At 69.7% G+C, this 18,126-nt stretch carries 21 protein-coding genes; 17 read left to right on the plus strand and 4 right to left on the minus strand.

Going from position 1 to position 18,126, the window contains the following annotated elements:
* Positions 1-9: 9 nt before the first annotated feature.
* The 5 genes from QSJ95_RS22805 to QSJ95_RS22825 all read left to right on the plus strand — a co-directional run bounded on the left by QSJ95_RS22805 (position 10) and on the right by QSJ95_RS22825 (position 3,331).
* A complete protein-coding gene (locus QSJ95_RS22805) occupies positions 10-798 on the plus strand; it encodes a ParA family protein (RefSeq protein ID WP_009621108.1) in 789 nt (262 codons plus the stop codon).
* Positions 799-881: 83 nt separating this feature from the next.
* Entirely contained in the window at positions 882-1,757 is an 876-nt protein-coding gene (locus QSJ95_RS22810) for a CheW domain-containing protein (protein ID WP_285645482.1), read from the plus strand.
* Positions 1,758-1,831: 74 nt separating this feature from the next.
* Positions 1,832-2,311 (plus strand): chemotaxis protein CheW, encoded by a 480-nt coding sequence (locus tag QSJ95_RS22815; protein ID WP_009621111.1) that lies wholly within the window; start codon positions 1,832-1,834, stop codon positions 2,309-2,311.
* Between the two features lies 1 nt (position 2,312).
* Positions 2,313-2,723, plus strand: a complete 411-nt coding sequence (locus QSJ95_RS22820) for a DUF2802 domain-containing protein (RefSeq protein ID WP_009621113.1) — start codon at positions 2,313-2,315, stop codon at positions 2,721-2,723.
* A 77-nt stretch (positions 2,724-2,800) separates the two neighbouring features.
* Positions 2,801-3,331: a hypothetical protein gene (locus tag QSJ95_RS22825; protein WP_051878429.1), complete on the plus strand. Its 531-nt coding sequence runs from the start codon at positions 2,801-2,803 to the stop codon at positions 3,329-3,331.
* A 79-nt stretch (positions 3,332-3,410) separates the two neighbouring features.
* Here the strand turns inward: QSJ95_RS22825 and QSJ95_RS22830 are convergent, their stop codons facing one another.
* Entirely contained in the window at positions 3,411-3,725 is a 315-nt protein-coding gene (locus QSJ95_RS22830; RefSeq protein WP_009621117.1) for an EscU/YscU/HrcU family type III secretion system export apparatus switch protein, read from the minus strand.
* Positions 3,722-5,302, minus strand: a complete 1,581-nt coding sequence (gene fliK, locus QSJ95_RS22835) for a flagellar hook-length control protein FliK (protein WP_285645487.1) — start codon at positions 5,300-5,302, stop codon at positions 3,722-3,724. The genes QSJ95_RS22830 and fliK overlap by 4 nt, the downstream gene beginning before the upstream one ends.
* A 176-nt stretch (positions 5,303-5,478) precedes the next feature.
* Here fliK and ccmA point away from each other — a divergent pair, with 176 nt between their 5' ends.
* From ccmA to QSJ95_RS22885, 10 genes are all read left to right on the plus strand, one after another.
* Positions 5,479-6,150, plus strand: coding sequence for a cytochrome c biogenesis heme-transporting ATPase CcmA (gene ccmA / locus QSJ95_RS22840; RefSeq protein WP_285645489.1), 672 nt, complete (start codon positions 5,479-5,481; stop codon positions 6,148-6,150).
* Positions 6,147-6,818, plus strand: a complete 672-nt coding sequence (gene ccmB, locus QSJ95_RS22845; RefSeq protein WP_009621123.1) for a heme exporter protein CcmB — start codon at positions 6,147-6,149, stop codon at positions 6,816-6,818. Before ccmA ends, ccmB begins: the two co-directional genes overlap by 4 nt.
* Before the next feature lie 64 nt (positions 6,819-6,882).
* A complete protein-coding gene (locus QSJ95_RS22850; RefSeq protein WP_099049042.1) occupies positions 6,883-7,629 on the plus strand; it encodes a heme ABC transporter permease in 747 nt (248 codons plus the stop codon).
* Positions 7,626-7,802 (plus strand): heme exporter protein CcmD, encoded by a 177-nt coding sequence (ccmD, locus tag QSJ95_RS22855; protein ID WP_009621127.1) that lies wholly within the window; start codon positions 7,626-7,628, stop codon positions 7,800-7,802. Before QSJ95_RS22850 ends, ccmD begins: the two co-directional genes overlap by 4 nt.
* Positions 7,799-8,281 carry a cytochrome c maturation protein CcmE gene (gene ccmE, locus QSJ95_RS22860; RefSeq protein WP_043313581.1) on the plus strand — a complete coding sequence of 161 codons (483 nt, stop codon included), beginning with the start codon at positions 7,799-7,801 and terminating at the stop codon, positions 8,279-8,281. The genes ccmD and ccmE overlap by 4 nt, the downstream gene beginning before the upstream one ends.
* A 2-nt stretch (positions 8,282-8,283) precedes the next feature.
* Positions 8,284-10,260, plus strand: coding sequence for a heme lyase CcmF/NrfE family subunit (locus QSJ95_RS22865; RefSeq protein WP_285645494.1), 1,977 nt, complete (start codon positions 8,284-8,286; stop codon positions 10,258-10,260).
* Positions 10,261-10,262: 2 nt separating this feature from the next.
* Positions 10,263-10,805, plus strand: coding sequence for a thiol:disulfide interchange protein DsbE (dsbE, locus tag QSJ95_RS22870; protein ID WP_009621133.1), 543 nt, complete (start codon positions 10,263-10,265; stop codon positions 10,803-10,805).
* The gene (gene ccmH, locus QSJ95_RS22875; protein ID WP_009621135.1) at positions 10,802-11,272 is read left to right on the plus strand and encodes a cytochrome c maturation protein CcmH; all 471 of its coding nucleotides are present in this window, start codon (positions 10,802-10,804) and stop codon (positions 11,270-11,272) included. The genes dsbE and ccmH overlap by 4 nt, the downstream gene beginning before the upstream one ends.
* A complete protein-coding gene (gene ccmI, locus QSJ95_RS22880) occupies positions 11,269-12,477 on the plus strand; it encodes a c-type cytochrome biogenesis protein CcmI (protein ID WP_064582461.1) in 1,209 nt (402 codons plus the stop codon). The genes ccmH and ccmI overlap by 4 nt, the downstream gene beginning before the upstream one ends.
* Before the next feature lie 25 nt (positions 12,478-12,502).
* Positions 12,503-12,925, plus strand: coding sequence for a hypothetical protein (locus tag QSJ95_RS22885; protein ID WP_285645497.1), 423 nt, complete (start codon positions 12,503-12,505; stop codon positions 12,923-12,925).
* A 1,000-nt stretch (positions 12,926-13,925) separates the two neighbouring features.
* On the opposite strand, the gene QSJ95_RS22890 is transcribed toward QSJ95_RS22885, so the two are convergent.
* Entirely contained in the window at positions 13,926-15,125 is a 1,200-nt protein-coding gene (locus QSJ95_RS22890; protein ID WP_285645499.1) for a GGDEF domain-containing protein, read from the minus strand.
* Positions 15,126-15,287: 162 nt separating this feature from the next.
* Here QSJ95_RS22890 and QSJ95_RS22895 point away from each other — a divergent pair, with 162 nt between their 5' ends.
* Positions 15,288-16,001 (plus strand): lipoate--protein ligase family protein, encoded by a 714-nt coding sequence (locus tag QSJ95_RS22895; protein ID WP_064582463.1) that lies wholly within the window; start codon positions 15,288-15,290, stop codon positions 15,999-16,001.
* Positions 16,002-16,069: 68 nt separating this feature from the next.
* Complete coding sequence (locus tag QSJ95_RS22900) at positions 16,070-17,884, plus strand: monovalent cation:proton antiporter-2 (CPA2) family protein (protein ID WP_058071997.1); 1,815 nt, start codon at positions 16,070-16,072, stop codon at positions 17,882-17,884.
* Between the two features lie 34 nt (positions 17,885-17,918).
* Here the strand turns inward: QSJ95_RS22900 and QSJ95_RS22905 are convergent, their stop codons facing one another.
* The gene (locus tag QSJ95_RS22905) at positions 17,919-18,083 is read right to left on the minus strand and encodes a hypothetical protein (RefSeq protein ID WP_285645503.1); all 165 of its coding nucleotides are present in this window, start codon (positions 18,081-18,083) and stop codon (positions 17,919-17,921) included.
* Positions 18,084-18,126: the final 43 nt, after the last annotated feature.

Consider the following 18,126-nt stretch of genomic DNA (forward strand, 5'->3'; position numbering starts at 1 on the left):
GAGAGCAGCATGAAAGTCTGGGCGGTAGCCAACCAGAAGGGCGGCGTCGGCAAGACCACCTCGTCCATCGCCCTGGCCGGCCTGCTGGCCGACGCCGGCAAGCGCGTGGTGGTGGTCGACCTCGACCCCCACGGCTCCATGACCAGCTACTTCGGGCACGATCCGGACACCCTGGAGCACAGCGTCTTCGACCTGTTCCAGCACCAGGGCGCGGTGCCCGAGGGCCTGCCGCGGCAACTGCTGCTGCCCACCAGCCACGAGAAGATCGCCCTGCTGCCGTCGAGCACTGCCCTGGCCACCCTGGAACGCCAGTCGCCCGGGCAGAACGGCCTGGGCCTGGTGATCTCCAAGGCCCTGGCGCAGCTGTGGCAGGACTTCGACCACGCCATCATCGACAGCCCGCCGCTGCTGGGCGTGCTGATGGTCAACGCCATGGCCGCCAGCCAGCACCTGGTGATCCCGGTGCAGACCGAGTTCCTCGCCCTGAAGGGCCTGGAGCGCATGGTCAATACCCTCAACATGGTCAACCGCTCGCGGCGCCAGGCGCTGCCCTTCAGCATAGTGCCGACGCTGTTCGACCGCCGCACCCAGGCCTCCATCGGCGCCCTGCGCATGCTGCGCGACACCTACCCGGAGACCCTCTGGCCGGCGTTCATCCCGATCGACACCCGCCTGCGCGACGCCAGCCGCCACGGCGTGGTGCCGTCGCGCCACGACGCCAACAGCCGCGGGGTGATCGCCTACCGCGCGCTGCTCAAGCACCTGCTCGGCCAGGTGCCGGCGAGCCAGGTGGCCTGAGCGATGTTTTTCCGACGGCTGCCTTCAAGTCCGGGCCCGGTCCAGCCGATAGACTGGGTGAACCCTTTGCGCGGATTTTCTGCATGAGCCGCTCCGCTACCGCCACACGCCCCCAGCTCGCGCTGCAGTCCTACCTGGACGCGCTGCTGCAGGAGGCCACATTCGACGACTACGAGGTCGAGGCGCCGGCCCCCGCGCCGGCCGCCCCGGCCCTGGCCGCCGTGCCGGCTCCCGCGCCGGCGCCGGTCGCCGAGCCCGTGAGCAGCGTCAGCCTCGACGAGTTCGAGGCCGCGGTGCTCGAAGAGCAGGTGCGCGATGCCCACCGCGTCGCCCGCGCCGCTGTCCCGCTGCCGCTGGCCGAGGCGCCGTTGCCCGTCGCGCCGGTGGTCGAAGCCGCGCCGCCGGTGGAGGCTGCCGACGAGGTGATCGACCTGCACCGCCCGGGCAGCGCGCAGATGCCCCCGGCGCCGCTGGCGCTGCTCGACGACGGCCGCCCGGAGTGGGCCGCCGAGCCCTTCGAGTGCCTGCTGTTCGACGTCGCCGGGCTGACCCTGGCGGTGCCGCTGGTGTGCCTGGGCTCGATCTACCCGCTGGCCGGCAAGGAGCTGACGCCGCTGTTCGGCCAGCCGGACTGGTTCCTCGGCATCCTGCCCAGCCAGTCGGGCAACCTGAAGGTGCTGGACACCGCGCGCTGGGTGATGCCCGAGCGCTACCGCGACGACTACCGCGAGGGCCTGCAGTACGTGATTTCCGTGCAGGGCTACGAATGGGGCCTGGCGGTGCACCAGGTCAGCCGTTCCGTGCGCCTGGACCCGTCCGAGGTGAAATGGCGCAGCCAGCGCCAGCAACGCCCGTGGCTGGCCGGCACGGTGATCGAACAGATGTGCGCGCTGCTCGACGTCTCGGCCCTGGCCGGGCTGATCGACAGCGGCGCGCTCCGCAGCCAGGCCCGTCACTGACGGGCCGGCAACGCAATTGAACGACAACCGCCGCGCTACCCTTCAAGCGTGGCCGAACACGAGAGGCTAGGGATATGAACAAGACGTCTGCGCAAGGTGCCGAGGATCCGATCCTGCAGTGGGTCACCTTCCGTCTGGACAACGAGACCTACGGCATCAACGTGATGCAGGTCCAGGAAGTGCTGCGCTACACCGAGATCGCCCCGGTGCCGGGCGCGCCCAGCTACGTGCTGGGGATCATCAACCTGCGCGGCAACGTGGTCACCGTCATCGACACCCGCCAGCGCTTCGGCCTGGCCCCGGCGCCGGTCTCGGACAACACCCGCATCGTCATCATCGAGGCGGACAAGCAGGTGGTGGGCATCCTGGTCGACAGCGTCGCCGAGGTGGTCTACCTGCGCCAGTCGGAGATCGAGACCGCGCCCAACGTCGGCAACGACGAGTCGGCCAAGTTCATCCAGGGCGTGTGCAACAAGAACGGCGAGCTGCTGATCCTGGTCGAGCTGGACAAGATGATGACCGAGGAAGAGTGGTCGGAGCTGGAGAGCATCTGAGGTGCTCGAACTCGTCATCCTGCTCGCCGTCGCCTGCCTTGGGCTGGGCGGCTTCTGCGCCTGGCTGCTGCAGGGGCAGCGCCGCCAGGCCGCGCAACTGGCCGAGCAGGCCACGCGCCAGGCCGCCCTGGAACAGCGCCTGAAGGAGCTGGCCAAGCGCAGCGAGGCCTACCAGCGCGTCAACGTGCGCATGGGCGAGGAACTGGGCGAGCTGCGCAAGCAGCTGGCCAACCTGCCCGAGCGCCTGGCGCGCCTGGAGCAGCGCGACCCCACCAGCCTGTCCTTCAGCCAGGCCGCGCGCCTGGCCGGGATGGGCGCCTCGGCCGCCGACCTGGCCCAGGCCTGCGGGCTGTCCCAGGCCGAGGCGGAGCTGATCACCCGCCTGCACAGCGGCCACAAGCCCGAGGAATGATGCCGGGCGGCCGCTCGGTATACCCTTAGGTGCTTTTCGGATTTGTCCGATCTCTTTCCTCAGAAGCTGTCTTTACAGTGGCTGCTGTCGCCATCTTCGAGGAAATCGCCATGTTGCCGCTGTCGCGCCGCACCCTGGTGTTCTGCCCGCATCCCGGCTGTCTGCAGCAGTACGGCATCCTGCTGAACCGCCTGGAAGTCTTCCACCTGAGCCTGTGCGTGAGCCTGGCCGAGGTGGACCAGGCGCTGTCCGGCGGGCAGCACTACAACCTGTTCATCTATGACAAGTTCAGCCTTTGCGAGGACGACCTCGCGACCCTGCTGCACCTGAGCCGCAACCCGCAGATCCAGCAGTTCCTGCTGGTCGGCAGCTTCAGCGACACGCAGCGCCGCGAACTGCTGGACTGGGCCTGGAACCAGCACGTGCCGTTGCTGCAGGTGCTGGAGCGGCCCTTCAGCCTCGGCCAGCTGCGCGCGGTGGTCGCCAGCCTCGTCGACTATTCCGAAGCCGACCAGGGAAGCTTCCCGGGTGCCCATCCGCTGGTTCCCAGCGAAGCCCCGTCGCTGAAGCCGGTCCACGGCATGCCGGAGTGGCCGGCGCGCGGATAGGGCAACGGTTCGCCGACGTCCGCAAAGCCGCGCTATCGATAGCGAAGGCACTTCACCCCGAAGTGCCTTCGTTGTTTCTCTAGGGCCGCAACATCAAGGCCTTCGCGGCGTCCTGCGGCGCTCGCGGCGGCGGGCTCTTGCCCTTGAGGTACCAGGCGAAGGCGATGATCTCCGCCAGGGTGCGGTACAACGGCTCGGGGATGGCGTCGCCCAGTTCCAGGCGGGCCAGCAGGCGCACCAGTTCGCCGTTCTCGTAGATCGGCACCTCGTGTTCGCGGGCGATGGCGAGGATGGCTTCGGCCAGTTCGGCGTCGCCCTTGGCGCTCAGCGTCGGGGTGTTCTGCCCGTCGTAGTTGAGGGCGATGGCCTGGCGCGGCGCAGTCTGTTTCTTCATGCCTTTTCGTCCACCCAGCGTTGTTCCAGCGCGGTGCGTGCGCCTTGTGGCGCGCGGCCTTTGTTGCAGCACAGTTCGCGCACGGTGAAGCCGGCGTCCTGCAGGCGCTGGCGCAGGTAGCCGAGTTCGCTTTCCATCAGGCTCGCGGTGCTTTCGCGTTCGGCCCAGAACTGGCTGCTCAGTCCCAGCGGCGCCAGGGTGGCCTGGACCTGCAGCGGCCCCAGCGGGTCGAGGTCGAAGGCCAGGTCGATGCGCCACAGGCTTTCCCGCGGCTGTTCCGGGTCGTTGGATTCGCGCCGGTCCTCGTGCTGGATGCGCACCTGCAGCGGCACCAGCGAATCCTCGGTGCGCATGGGCACCTCCATCTGCCAGGTGTGCAGTTGGCCGCCGCCACGCAGCGGCTCGCTCTGCACCAGGCTGCTCAACTGGTGCGTCTGCAGCCGCGCCACGGCCGCCGCGGCCAGTTTCAGCAGGGACTCCAGGTCGTTTTCGTCTTCCAGCTTCTGCAGCATGCGCGAGGGCAGCGGGAAATCCGCCTGCTGCAGGCGCGGGCTGCCGTTCTGGTTGAGCGCGCCCAGGGCGTTGCGGACGAAGGCCGGCAGGCTGCTGGCCAGGTTGGCGGCGGCGTTGTTGGCGAGGTTCGCCAGCAGGCCCGGCGCGGCGCTGCCCTGTTCGGCGGGCAGGAGCTGGCCGAGCAGGCGCAGCAGGTTGGCCTTGAAGTCGCCCGGCAGCGGCGCCAGGCCCTGCAGCAGGCGCGCTTCCAGGAAGCCGCCGCTCTGTTGCAGGGCCTGGGCCAGGCCCTTGGCGTCGCTCAGCTGGCGCACGTCGGGCAGGCCGGCGAGCAGGCGCTCGACGGCGCCGCGCAGGGTCTCGGGCAACTGGTTGCCGGCCTTTAGCGCCAGCAGGTTGTCGAGCAGGCCCTCGGTCGAGGCCTGGCGGGCCTGCTGGGTGCCCAGCTGGCTGGTCAGTTCCAGGCGGTCGAGGCGCCCGGCCAGGGGCAGGAAGAGCAGGGCGCGGCTGTCCTGGACCTGGGCGCTGAGCAGGCTGCCGGCCTTCAGCGGGCGCGCCGAGTCGATGTCCAGCAGGCGGCCGGCCAGGGGGCCGCCGAGCAGGCTGAGCAGCACCCGGTAGCTGGCCGGCTGCGCCGGGGTGCCGCCCTGGGGCGTGCTGGACAGCACCTTGCCTTGCAGCAGGCTGCCCACCGGCAGTCGTTCCAGGTCGAGGCTGTCCAGCGGCGGCAGGTCGCCCAGCGCCTGCTGGGCGCTGGAGAGCAGGGTGGCGGCCAGGCTGGTGGCGCTCAGGGCGGAAATGTTCAGGGTGCTGCCCTGGGGCAGGGCCTGCGGGCTCTCGGCGGTGACCAGCGTCTGCTGGCCGCCGGCCAGAGTCAGGCGCAGCAGCAACTGGAAGTTGTAGGCCGCCTGCTTCACGCCCAGCACCTCGGCCTGGGCGCTCTGCCCGGGCGGCAGCAGGTCGCCCAGGCTGCGGGCGAGCGTGAGCGACAGCTGCGCGGCGTTCTGCACGGAGCGGCTGGCCGTGGCCATGGGGAGCGGGCGGGAAGCGCCAATCTCGCTCGGCATCTGCGTCCTTCAGGGCTTGCGGCGCATCGTCGCGGGGGCGGCGAATGCCTGAAAAGCCTTAACAAGCTGTCGAAATTGCCGGCGCCGGGGCCGGAAACAGGCGTGTATAATGCGCCGCCCGTGGCCACTATAGCGGCCTGCGCTGCACCGACTTTAGCCTGAATTCGATTTTCCCGATGGGTGCCGATGCCTTGACCAGCCCGCTTCTCGAAACCGTGGCGCTCGCCTGCGAGCGGGACTGGCGCATGCTCTTCGAGCGCCTGGACCTGCGCCTGGGCGCCGGCGAGATGCTGCAGGTGGTCGGCCCCAACGGCAGCGGCAAGACCAGCCTGCTGCGCCTGCTCTGCGGGCTGATGCAGCCCACCGCCGGGCAGGTGCGCCTGAACGGCCGGCCGCTGGAGGAACAGCGCGGCGAACTGGCGCGCAACCTGCTGTGGATCGGCCACGCCGCCGGCATCAAGGGCCTGCTCAGCGCCGAGGAGAACCTCGCCTGGCTCTGCGCCCTGCACCAGCCGGCGGGCAAGACGGCGATCTGGCGCGCCCTGGAGGCGGTCGGCCTGCGCGGTTTCGAGGACGTGCCCTGCCACACCCTGTCCGCCGGCCAGCAGCGCCGCGTCGCCCTGGCGCGCCTGTACCTGGAGGCGCCGCCGCTGTGGATCCTCGACGAACCCTTCACCGCCCTCGACAAGCAGGGCGTCGCCCAGCTCGAAGAGCACCTGGCGCGGCACTGCGAGGACGGTGGCCTGGTGGTGCTCACCACTCACCACACGCTGAGCCGCATGCCCAGCGGCTATCGCGACCTGGACCTCGGCCAGCACGCCCGCGAAACGGCCGGGGAGGGCGCATGAGCAACGTCTTCGGCCTGCTCCTGGCCCGCGAGGCGCGCCTGCAGTTCCGCCGCCCGGCGGAGCTGGCCAACCCGCTGGTGTTCTTCGCCATCGTCATCGCCCTGTTCCCCCTGGCCGTCGGCCCGGAAACCCGGATGCTGCAGGACCTCTCGCCCGGCCTGGTGTGGGTGGCGGCGCTGCTGGCGGTGCTGCTGTCGCTGGACGGCCTGTTCCGCAGCGATTTCGAGGACGGCTCCCTGGAACAGTGGGTCCTTTCGCCGCACCCCCTGCCTCTTCTGGTCCTGGCCAAGGTGCTGGCACACTGGCTGGTTTCGGGGCTGGCCCTGGTCCTGCTGTCGCCGCTGCTGGCCCTGATGCTGGGTTTGCCGGTACGCTGCCTGCCGGTGCTGCTGCTGTCGCTGTTGCTCGGCACCCCGGTGCTGAGCCTGCTCGGCGCGGTCGGCGCGGCGCTGACCGTGGGGCTCAAGCGCGGAGGGCTGCTGCTGGCGCTGCTGATCCTGCCGCTGTACATCCCCGTACTGATTCTCGGCAGCGGTGCCCTCCAGGCCTCGCTGCAGGGGCTGCCGACCGCCGGGCACCTGCTCTGGTTGGCCAGCCTGACGGCGTTAGCATTGACGCTGACGCCCTTCGCCATCGCTGCCGGCCTGAAGATCAGCGTGGGCGAATGACGCCTGCCGGTGCCGCTGGAGCGGCGCCGGCACTAGAAAAAAGTGCCCTGACACACAGAGCCTGATGATGAACTGGACTTGGTTTCACAAGCTTGGGTCGCCCAAGTGGTTCTACGAGATCAGCGGACGCTGGCTGCCCTGGTTCGCCGTCGCCGCCGCGTTGCTGATGGCCGTCGGCCTCGTCTGGGGCCTGGCCTTCGCGCCACCGGACTACCAGCAGGGCGACAGCTTCCGCATCATCTACATCCACGTGCCGGCGGCCTTCCTGGCGCAGTCCTGCTACGTGATGCTGGCGGTGGCCGGCGCCATCGGCCTGATCTGGAAGATGAAGATCGCCGACGTCGCCGTGCAGTGCGCCGCGCCCATCGGCGCCTGGATGACCTTCGTCGCCCTGGTCACCGGGGCCATCTGGGGCAAGCCGACCTGGGGCGCCTGGTGGGTGTGGGACGCGCGCCTGACCTCGATGTTGATCCTGCTGTTCCTCTATTTCGGCGTCATCGCCCTCGGCCAGGCCATCGGCAACCGCGACAGCGCGGCCAAGGCCAGCGCGGTGCTGGCCATCGTCGGGGTGGTCAACATCCCGATCATCAAGTTCTCCGTGGAGTGGTGGAACACCCTGCACCAGCCGGCCACCTTCACCCTCACCGAGAAGCCGCCGATGCCGCCGGAGATGTGGATTCCGCTGCTGCTGATGGTGCTCGGCTTCTACTGCTTCTTCGCCGCCGTGCTGCTGATGCGCATGCGCCTGGAAGTGCTCAAGCGCGAAGCCCGCGCGTCCTGGGTCAAGGCTGAGGTGGAGCGCGCGCTATGAGTTTCCATTCCTTCGGCGAATTCCTCGCCATGGGCCACCACGGCCCCTACGTGTGGTCGGCCTACGCCATCAGCCTGGTGGTGCTGGCGATCAACGTGGCCGCGCCCATCCTGGCGCGCAAGCGTTACCTGCAAGAAGAGGCGCGCCGTCTGCGCCGGGAGGCCAGCAAGTGAATCCGGTCCGCAAGAAGCGTCTGTACATCGTCCTCGCCATCGTCGCCGGCGTCGGCGTCGCCGTGGCCCTGGCGCTGTCGGCGCTGCAGCAGAACATCAACCTGTTCTACACGCCGACGCAGATCGCCAACGGCGAAGCGCCGCACGACACGCGCATCCGCGCCGGCGGCATGGTGGAGAAGGGCTCGCTGAAACGCTCGGCCGACTCCCTGGACGTGGAATTCGTGGTCACCGACTTCGCCAAGGAAGTCACGGTGAAGTACCGCGGCATCCTCCCGGACCTGTTCCGCGAAGGGCAGGGCATCGTCGCCCTCGGCAAGCTCGACCAGAACGGCGTGCTGACCGCCGACGAGGTGCTGGCCAAGCACGACGAGAAATACATGCCGCCGGAAGTCACCAAGGCGCTGAAGGACAGCGGCAAGCTCGGTGAATACCAGCAGGGCGGCCAGCCCGGCGCCGCGGCCCAGGGGAGCAACTGACGATGATCCCGGAACTCGGCCACCTGTCGTTGATCCTGGCGCTGTGCATGGCGCTGGTGATGTCCTTCTTCCCGCTGGTCGGCGCCTGGCGCGGCGACCGCCAGTGGATGAGCCTGGCGCGCCCGGCGGCCTGGGGGCAGTTCGCCTTCCTGGCGTTCGCCTTCGCCTGCCTGGCCTGGGCCTTCCTGCATGACGACTTCTCCGTGGCCTACGTGGCCAGCAACTCCAACAGCGCGCTGCCCTGGTACTACAAGTTCAGCGCCGTGTGGGGCGCCCACGAGGGCTCGCTGCTGCTCTGGGCGCTGATCCTCGGCGGCTGGACCTTCGCCGTGTCGATCTTCTCCCGCGAGCTGCCCGAGCCCATGCTGGCGCGGGTGCTGGCGGTGATGGGGATGATCAGCACCGGCTTCCTGCTGTTCCTGATCATCACCTCCAACCCTTTCAGCCGCCTGCTGCCGCAGGCGCCGGCCGACGGCAACGACCTCAACCCGCTGCTGCAGGACCCGGGCCTGATCATCCACCCGCCGATGCTCTACATGGGCTACGTCGGCTTCTCGGTGGCCTTCGCCTTCGCCATCGCCGCGCTGCTCGGCGGCCGCCTCGACGCGGCCTGGGCGCGCTGGTCGCGGCCCTGGACCCTGGTGGCCTGGACCTTCCTCGGCATCGGCATCGTGCTCGGCTCCTGGTGGGCCTACTACGAACTGGGCTGGGGCGGCTGGTGGTTCTGGGACCCGGTGGAGAACGCCTCCTTCATGCCCTGGCTGGTGGGCACCGCGCTGATCCACTCGCTGGCGGTGACCGAGAAGCGCGGGGTGTTCAAGAGCTGGACGGTGCTGCTGGCCATCGCCGCCTTCTCCCTCAGCTTGCTGGGCACCTTCCTGGTCCGTTCCGGGGTGCTGACCTCGGTGCACGCCTTCGCCTCCGACCCGGAGCGCGGGGTGTTCATCCTGGCCTTCCTGCTGGTGGTGGTCGGCGGCTCGCTGACGCTGTTCGCCCTGCGCGCGCCGGTGGTCAAGAGCCAGGTCGGCTTCGCCCTGTGGTCGCGCGAGACCCTGCTGCTGCTGAACAACGTGGTGCTGGTGGTGACCGCCGCGATGATCCTGCTCGGCACCCTCTACCCGCTGGTGCTCGACGCCATCAGCGGCGCCAAGCTGTCGGTCGGCCCGCCGTACTTCAACGCGCTGTTCGTGCCGCTGATGACCGGGATGATGCTGGCCCTGACCGTGGGCGTGCTGGTGCGCTGGAAGGACACCCCGACGCAGTGGCTGCTGCGCATGCTGACGCCGGTGCTGATCGGCGCCGTGGTGCTCGGCGGCGTCGCCACCTTCCTCTACGGCGATCTGCACTGGCCGGTGCTGGCGGTGTTCCTGCTGGCCTTCTGGGTGATCCTCGGCGGCGTGCGCGACTTCCTCGACAAGGTCCGCCACAAGGGCCTGGTGGCCGGCGCCGCGAGCCTCAACCGCAGCTACTGGGGCATGCAGGTGGCGCACCTGGGCATCGCCGTGTGCGCCATCGGCATCGTCCTCACCAGCCAGTTCAGCGCCCAGCGCGACCTGCGCATGGCCCCGGGCGAGAGCGTGGAGCTGGGCGGCTACCAGTTCGCCTTCGAAGGCACCAGGCACTTCGAAGGCCCCAACTTCACCTCCGACAAGGGCACCATCCGCGTCACCCGCAAGGGTAGCGAAGTGGCCGTGCTGCATCCGGAGAAGCGCCTGTACAGCGTGCAGCGCTCGATGATGACCGAGGCCGGCATCCACGGCAGCCTGACCCGCGACCTCTACGTCGCCCTGGGCGAGCCGCTGGATAACGGCGCCTGGGCCGTGCGCCTGCACATCAAGCCGTTCGTCCGCTTCATCTGGCTGGGCGGCCTGCTCACCGCCCTGGGCGGCGTGCTGGCGGCCTGCGACCGGCGCTACCGGCTGAAAGTGAAAACCAAGGTGCGCGAGGCGCTGGGCCTCGCCGCCGGACAGGGAGCCTGAGTGTGAAGCGTGCGATCCTGCTGTTGCCGCTGGCGATCTTCCTGGTCGTCGCGGTGTTCCTGTTCCGCGGCCTGTGGCTCGACCCCAGCGAGCTGCCCTCGGCGCTGATCGACAAGCCGTTCCCGGCCTTCGCCCTGCCCGGCGTGCTGGAGCCGGGCAAGACCTACACCCAGGCCGACCTCAAGGGCCGCCCGGCGCTGGTCAACGTCTGGGGCACCTGGTGCCCGACCTGCCGCTTCGAGCACCCGGTGCTGGCCAAGCTGGCCGAGCAGGGCGTGGTGATCGTCGGCATCAACTACAAGGACGACAACGCCGCCGCGCAGAAATGGCTGCAGGACCTGCACGACCCCTACGTGCTGAACATCGCCGATGCCCAGGGCACCCTGGGCCTGGACCTGGGCGTATACGGCGCGCCGGAGACCTACGTGATCGACAAGGACGGCATCATCCGCCACAAGCTGGTCGGCGCCGTCGACGAGAAGGTCTGGCGCGAGCAGCTGGCGCCGATCTACCAGCGCCTGGTGGACGAGGCGGGGGGCAAATGAAACGATTCCTCGCCGCGGCCCTGCTGGGCCTGAGCCTCGCCGGCGTGGCCCACGCCGCCATCGACACCTACGAATTCCCCAACGAGGCCGAGCGCCAGCGCTTCCGCAGCCTGACCACCGAGCTGCGCTGCCCGAAGTGCCAGAACCAGGACATCGCCGACTCCAACGCGCCCATCGCCGCCGACCTGCGCAAGCAGATCTACGAGCAGCTGCAGCAGGGCAAGAGCGACGAGCAGATCGTCGACTACATGGTCGACCGCTACGGCGACTTCGTGCGTTACAAGCCGCCGGTCAACGCTCGCACCTGGCTGCTCTGGTTCGGCCCGGCGGCCCTGCTGGGCCTGGGTGTGCTGGTGGTGGGCGTGCTGGTGGCGCGCCGCCGCCGCAGCGCCGCCGGTCCGTCCGCCAGCCTGTCCGCCGAGGAACAGGCCCGCCTGAATCAATTGCTGGATAACCAAGACAAATGATCGACTTCTGGCTCGCCGCCGGCCTGCTTGCGCTGGTGGCCATGGCTTTCCTGCTGATTCCGCTGCTGCGTGGCCGCCGCGCCCAGGCCGAGGAAGACCGCACCGCCCTCAACGTCGCCCTGTACCAGGAACGCCTCGCCGAGCTGGACGCCCAGCACGCCGCCGGCACCCTGGACGACGCCCAGCTGCAGGCCGGGCGCGCCGAGGCCGCCCGCGAACTGCTGGCCGACACCGAAGGCGAGGGCGAGCGCCGCTCGCGCCTGGGCCGCGCCGCGCCGCTGCTGGCGGCCGTGCTGCTGCCGCTGCTGGGCCTGGGCCTGTACCTGCACTGGGGCGCCAGCGAGAAGCTGGCGCTGTCCCGCGAGTTAGCCGAGCCGCCGCACTCCATGGCGGAGATGACCGAGCGCCTGGAGAAGGCCGTGCAGGCCCAGCCGGATTCCGCCGAGGGTTGGTACTTCCTCGGCCGCACCTACATGACCCAGGAGCGCTTCGAGGATGCCGCCAAGGCCTTCGAGCGCGCCGCCAACCTGTCCGGGCGCCAGTCCGAGGTGCTCGGCCAGTGGGCCCAGGCGCTGTACTTCGCCAACGGCAAGAAGATGGCCGGCACCGCCCAGGCCCTGGCCGACGAGGCGCTCAAGCAGAACCCGGAGGAGGTCACCACCCTCGGCCTGATGGGCATCGCCGCCTTCGAAGACCAGCGCTACGCCGATGCCGTCGGCTACTGGCAACGCCTGGTCGCCGCGCTGCCGGCCGACGACCCGTCGCGCGCGGCCATCCAGAGCGGTATCGAGCGCGCCCGCCAGCATCTGGTCGAGCGTGGCGAGAAGCTGCCGGAAGCGCCGGCTGCGGCAGCCACTGCCGGCGTGACGCTGAAGGTGCGGGTGGACCTCAGCGACGCGGTGAAGGGCCAGGTCAAGCCGGACGACAGCGTGTTCGTCTTCGCCCGCGCGGTGAACGGCCCGCCGATGCCGCTGGCGGTCAAGCGCCTGAAGGTGGCCGACCTGCCGGACGAGGTGTCGCTCAGCGATGCCGACGCCATGATGCCGCAACTGAAGCTGTCGGCCTTCCCGCAGGTGGAGCTGGTGGCGCGGGTGTCGCGCGCCGGCAATGCCATCAGCGGCGAATGGATCGGACGCAGCCAGCCGTTGTCTACTGCCGGCGCGGGCGATCAGGCGGTGACCATCGACAGCCCGGACCAGCATTGACCGAACCCTTCCTGGAGGTGCGCCCGTGAAAGGCCGAATCCTCGCCCTCGCGGCCCTGCTCGCCCTGGCCGGTTGCGCCGGCCAGCAGCCCCACACGCAAGCCCCGGCGCCGGCCCCGCAACCCGGCGCCAGCGGCCAGCCGCCGGCGGCCCTGCCGTCGAACAAGCCGGCGCCGCGCTCGGCCATCACGCCGAACCCGCAGAATCCTTCGAACAAGCCCCGCAGCACCCACACCCAGTTCGCCCCGCCGCCGGGCGGCAAGGGCCGCTGGGACCCGAACCTGGGCGTCTACGTGATCCAGGGGCAGAAGGACCTGTACTACCGCCAGCGCACCTACTACCACTGGGACGGCGCCTGGTACTGGGGCGTGAGCCCGCAGGGCCCCTGGACCGCCACCGACGCCAACGGCGTGCCGCCGGGGTTGAGCCGCCGCTACGCACAGCCCTGAGGCCGGGGATTTTCGTAGGAGCGAGCTTGCTCGCGAATGAATTTCCCGGCTGCTGCGACGTTTGGGGTTGACGCCGTACCCTCACCCCAGCCCTCTCCCAGAGGGAGAGGGGGCCGTTCGGAGCGAGCGATCAATCTGGAGTCATCCTGAAACGCCTACGCGGCTACCCGCCGCCGAGGCCGGCGAATCCAATCGCGGACGGAGTCCGCTCCTACATGGCTGGTAGGAACACCATCGTAGGATGGTGTTGAGCGAAGCGATACCCATCACCACGGCCTCCCTGGAACCGTAGGGCGCATAACCGTTCGCGGTTATCCGCCGTTGGCTGGAACACCGGTGCCACCGATATCGGCGGATAACGCCGTAGGCGTTATGCGCCCTACGGGCTGGCAGTCACGACAGGGTATGAGGATGGCGCCTGACTTCCAGGCCGCTCAGGACAGCTCCCTCTCCCTCTGGGAGAGGGCTGGGGTGAGGGTACGGCGTCAACCCCAAACACCGCAGCCGCCGGGAAACGCTGTTCGCGAGCAAGCTCGCTCCTACGAAGAGCCGTGTCACTTCTTGCTTTGGGACTGCCAGCCCGTAGGGCGCATAACCGCGGACAGGGGAATGGCGGGAATAGATGGGAGCTTCAGGATGACTCCGGATTTACCGCCCGCTCCGAACGGCCCCCTCTCCCTCTGGGAGAGGGCTGGGGTGAGGGAACGGCGTCAACCCAAACACCGCAGCCACCGGGAAACGCTGTTCGCGAGCAAGCTCGCTCCTACGAAGAGCCGTGCCAGTTCTTGCTTTGGGACTGCCAGCCCGTAGGGCGCATAACCGCGGACAGGGGAATGGCGGGAATAGATGGGAGCTTCAGGATGACTCCGGATTTACCGCCCGCTCCGAACGGCCCCCTCTCCCTCTGGGAGAGGGCTGGGGTGAGGGGGCGGAGTCAACCCCAAACACCGCAGCCACCGGGAAACGCTGTTCGCGAGCAAGCTCGCTCCTACACAAAAGCTCACTCCAAGGTCCCATGGGGCGCGGCATCCATCACTTCCACCCGGTTGCGCCCGCTGGCCTTGGCCCGGTACAGGGCCTGGTCCGCCGTGCTGTAGAGCCTCTCGTAGGTGCTCGACACGCCGCTGGCCAGGCCGGCGATGCCGAAGCTGGCGGTGAGGTAGAGCAGGCCGTCCTTCATCGGCAGCGGGGTGTCTTCCAGCAGCTTGCGCAGCTTCTCGGCGATCACCCGGGCCTGGGGCGCGGCGGTGTCCGGTAGCAGCAGGAGGAACTCCTCGCCGCCCAGGCGCGCCACGCTGTCGCTGCTGCGGGTGTGCTTGCGCAGCAGGGTGGCGGTGTGGCGGATCACCTCGTCGCCCAGCGGGTGGCCGTAGCGGTCGTTGATGAACTTGAAGTGGTCCAGGTCGATCATCAGCAGGCTCACCGGCATCGGCTGGCGGTCGCAGCGCGCCAGTTCCTGCTTCACCAACTGGTCGAACTGGCGGCGGTTGAACAGCCCGGTCAGCGGGTCGTGGCCGGCCAGGTATTCCAGCTGCAGGTTCTTCTCTTCCAGTTCCTTGCGCTGCCGGCGCAGGTGCTGGCGCTGGCGCAGGTTGCGCAGGTGGCCGAACCAGAGGATCTGCGACAGCAGCAGGCCGATGCCGCAGATGGTCAGGCCGCCCATCTGGTTGGACAGGCGCAGCTGCGGGTCCGGCTGGACCATTTCCATGGCCAGCTCGAAGGCGACGAACAGCACGACGTAGAGCAGCGTGGCGAACACCGGGCGCAGCAGCAGAATCAGCGCCGTGGCCACCGCGCCCATGAGGAAGGGCGTGATGCTGCTGGTCACCTCTTGGTCGAAGCAGGTGATGACCAGGCCGAAGCCCAGCAGCACGCCGGCGCCCAGCAGCGCCAGCAGCTCGCAGTACCACGGCGGCGGCGCCTGCGGACGCTGGCGGGCCTGCCAGGCGAGCAGGCCGAGGCCGAGCAGCAGCACGGCCACCACCGCGTGGGTGAGGATGATGTGCTGGCGCCAGCCGTCGAACTCCGGGAGGCTGCCCTGCAGGTTGAGCCAGAACACCAGGATGTGCACCAGGCCGAAAGGCACCGCCAGCAGCGCCAGCCAGGCCAGGCGCCTGAGGTTCTCGGTGGCCACCGGTCGCGCCAGGGCGCGGGCGAGCCGGAATTGCTGGCGAAGGCGTTGCGGGAACGGCTGGGACACGGGGCTCGTCCTGTGCGCGATGGCATCCGGCTATGAGCATAGCCATATGCCGCCAGGCTGTCCCGCCGCCTGCCGGGATCGCGCGGCTTTTCGCTTGCAGCCTGGCGTGGCGGCTGGGCATAGTCCGCTACCTGTCAGGCAGCACGGCGAAAGGAGTAGGACATGGGCGAACGGGTACTGCGGTTTTCCGCACAGGACGGCCTGGATGCCGAACGCGCCGCCCTGGACCAGGTGTTCAGCGGCCAGGCCGACAGCCGCCTGCTGTTCTGGCGCCCGTTGCAGCAGGCGCTGGTGATGCCGCGCCGGCTCAGCCGCCTGGCCGGTTTCGCCGAGGCCGAGGCGCGCTGCGCCGAACTCGGCTGGCCGATCGCCCTGCGCGACACCGGCGGCGAGCCGGTGCCGCAGTCGCCGGCGGTGCTCAACGTCGCCCTGTGCTACGCGGTGCCCGATGGCGACAACGAGCAGACGCGCATCGACACCGCCTACCTGCGCCTGTGCCAGCCGCTCTGCGACTGGCTCGCGGCCATGGGCCTGGACGCCGGCGTGGGCGAGGTCGACGGCGCCTTCTGCGACGGCCGCTACAACGTCAACATCGGCGGCCGCAAGCTGGTCGGCACCGCCCAGCGCTGGCGCCGCCGGCAGAGCGACGGGCGCTACGTGGTGCTGGCCCACGGCGCCATCCTCATGGAGAACCAGCGCGAGGCCATGGCCGAGGTGGTCAACGTCTTCTACCGCGCCGTCGAGTTGCCGGCCGATATCCGTGGCACCAGCCACGTCGCGCTGGACGAACGGCACGCGCAGCCCTGGCAGCAGGTCGAAGCGCTCGCCGGGCAGTTCCAGCGCCACCTGATCGACCAGGGCCTGCCGCCGGTCTGATCGACACCCTTTCCGTTCCACCCGCCCGGCCGCGCGCCGGGCCTCATCCTGCCAAGGAGCGTTCCGGCATGGAGCATGGTTCCAACTATCTGCAATCGACGGTGGTCTTCCTCATCGCCACCGTCTTCATGGTGCCGCTGGCCAAGCGCCTGCAACTGGGCGCGGTGCTCGGCTACCTGCTGGCCGGGGTGCTGATCGGGCCTTCGGTGCTGCGCCTGATCGACGATCCGGAAAGCGTCGCCAGCCTGTCCGAGCTGGGCGTGGTGCTGCTGCTGTTCATCATCGGCCTGGAACTGTCGCCCAAGCGCCTGTGGGTGATGCGCAAGGCGGTGTTCGGCATCGGCCTGGCCCAGGTGCTGCTCACCGCGCTGGTGATCGGCGTGCTGGCGCACCTGGCCTTCGAGCTGCCGCTGAATACCTCGGTGGTGCTCGGCGGCGGCCTGGCGCTGTCGTCCACCGCCTTCGGCCTGCAGATCCTCGCCGAGCGCAAGGAACTGGCCAGCCCCCACGGCCGCCTGGCCTTCGCCATCCTGCTGTTCCAGGACATCGCCGCCATCCCGCTGATCGCCGCCGTGTCGCTGCTCGGCGCGCGCGCCGACGAGGCCGCGCCGGGCGGCGACTGGCGCCACTTCCTGGAAGTGGTGGGAAGCATCGCCGTGGTGGTGGTCGGCGGGCGCTACCTGCTGCGCCCGGTGTTCCGCACGGTGGCGCGCACCGGCATGGCCGACCTGTCCACCGCCACCGCGCTGCTGGTGGTGGTGGGCACCGCCTGGCTGATGGAGCTGGCCGGGGTGTCCATGGGCCTGGGCGCCTTCCTCGCCGGCCTGCTGCTGGCCGACTCGGAATACCGCCACGAGCTGGAATCGCAGATCGAGCCGTTCAAGGGCCTGCTGCTGGGGCTGTTCTTCATCAGCGTGGGGATGAGCGCCGACCTCGGCCTGCTGCTGCATTCGCCGCTGCTGGTGCTGGGCCTGACGCTGCTGCTGATCGGCCTGAAGCTGCCGCTGCTGTACCTGCTCGGGCGCCTCACCGGCGGCCTCGACGGCCATTCGGCGTTGCGCCTGGGCATCGTCCTGGCGGCCGGCGGCGAATTCGCTTTCGTGGTGTTCAAGCTGGCCCGCGCCGAAGGGCTGCTGGACGCCAACCTGCACAGCCTGCTGGTGCTGTGCATCACCCTGTCGATGGCGGTGACGCCGCTGCTGGTGCTGCTGGCCGCGCGCCTGATGAAGCCCGAGCCCGTGCCGGTGCGCGAGGCGCCGGAGGAGTACAAGCGCATCGAGGGCGACGCGCCGCGGGTGGTGATCGCCGGCATGGGCCGCATGGGCCAGGTGGTCGCGCGGATCATGCGCGCCCAGCGCGTGCCCTTCATCGCCCTGGACACCTCGGTGGACACCATCGAGCTGAGCCGCAGCTATGGCAGCATCCCGATCTTCTACGGCGACCCGCTGCGCCCGGAAATCCTCCGCGCGGCCCAGGTGGACAAGGCCGAGTTCTTCGTCGTCGCCACCGACGACCCGCAGACCAACATCGACACCGCGCGCCTGGTGCGCAAGCTCTACCCGCACGTGAAGATCATCGCCCGGGCGCGCAACCGCCAGCACGTCTACCACCTGCTCGACGCCGGGGCCAGCCCGGTGCGCGAGCTGTTCCACTCCAGCCTGGAGATGAGCCGGCGGGTGCTGGTGGAAATGGGCCTTTCCGAGGAGCAGGCGCTGGCGCGCATCCGCCGCTTCCGCCGCCACGACGAGGAAGTGCTGATGGCCCAGTACAAGGTCTACGACGACGCCGCGGCGGTGATCCAGACCGCCCGCGAGGCGCGCCAGGAACTGGAGACGCTGTTCGAGGCCGACCAGTTGGAAGACCGCGGCGTGGGCAAGCCCTGAGCGGGCTGGGTGCTACGGATGGACCGGCCGCGCTTCAGCCGCGCACGCGGCGGCGCGGCGGTTCGTCGATGCGGATGGGCTCGCCGGGCGAGCGCAGGTCGGCGTGGGCCAGGCGCGAGCCGCCGGGGCCGGCCTGGGCGCCGCGGGCCAGCAGGCCGCAGAGCGGCAGGGTGGCGAGCCGCCATGGGCGTTCGGCCATGGGTCTGCCTCTTGCCAGGGAGTTTTCCTCAGCCTGGCCGGCG

It is taken from the genome of Pseudomonas sp. NBRC 100443 (assembly GCF_030268185.1).
Lineage (GTDB): Bacteria > Pseudomonadota > Gammaproteobacteria > Pseudomonadales > Pseudomonadaceae > Pseudomonas > Pseudomonas citronellolis.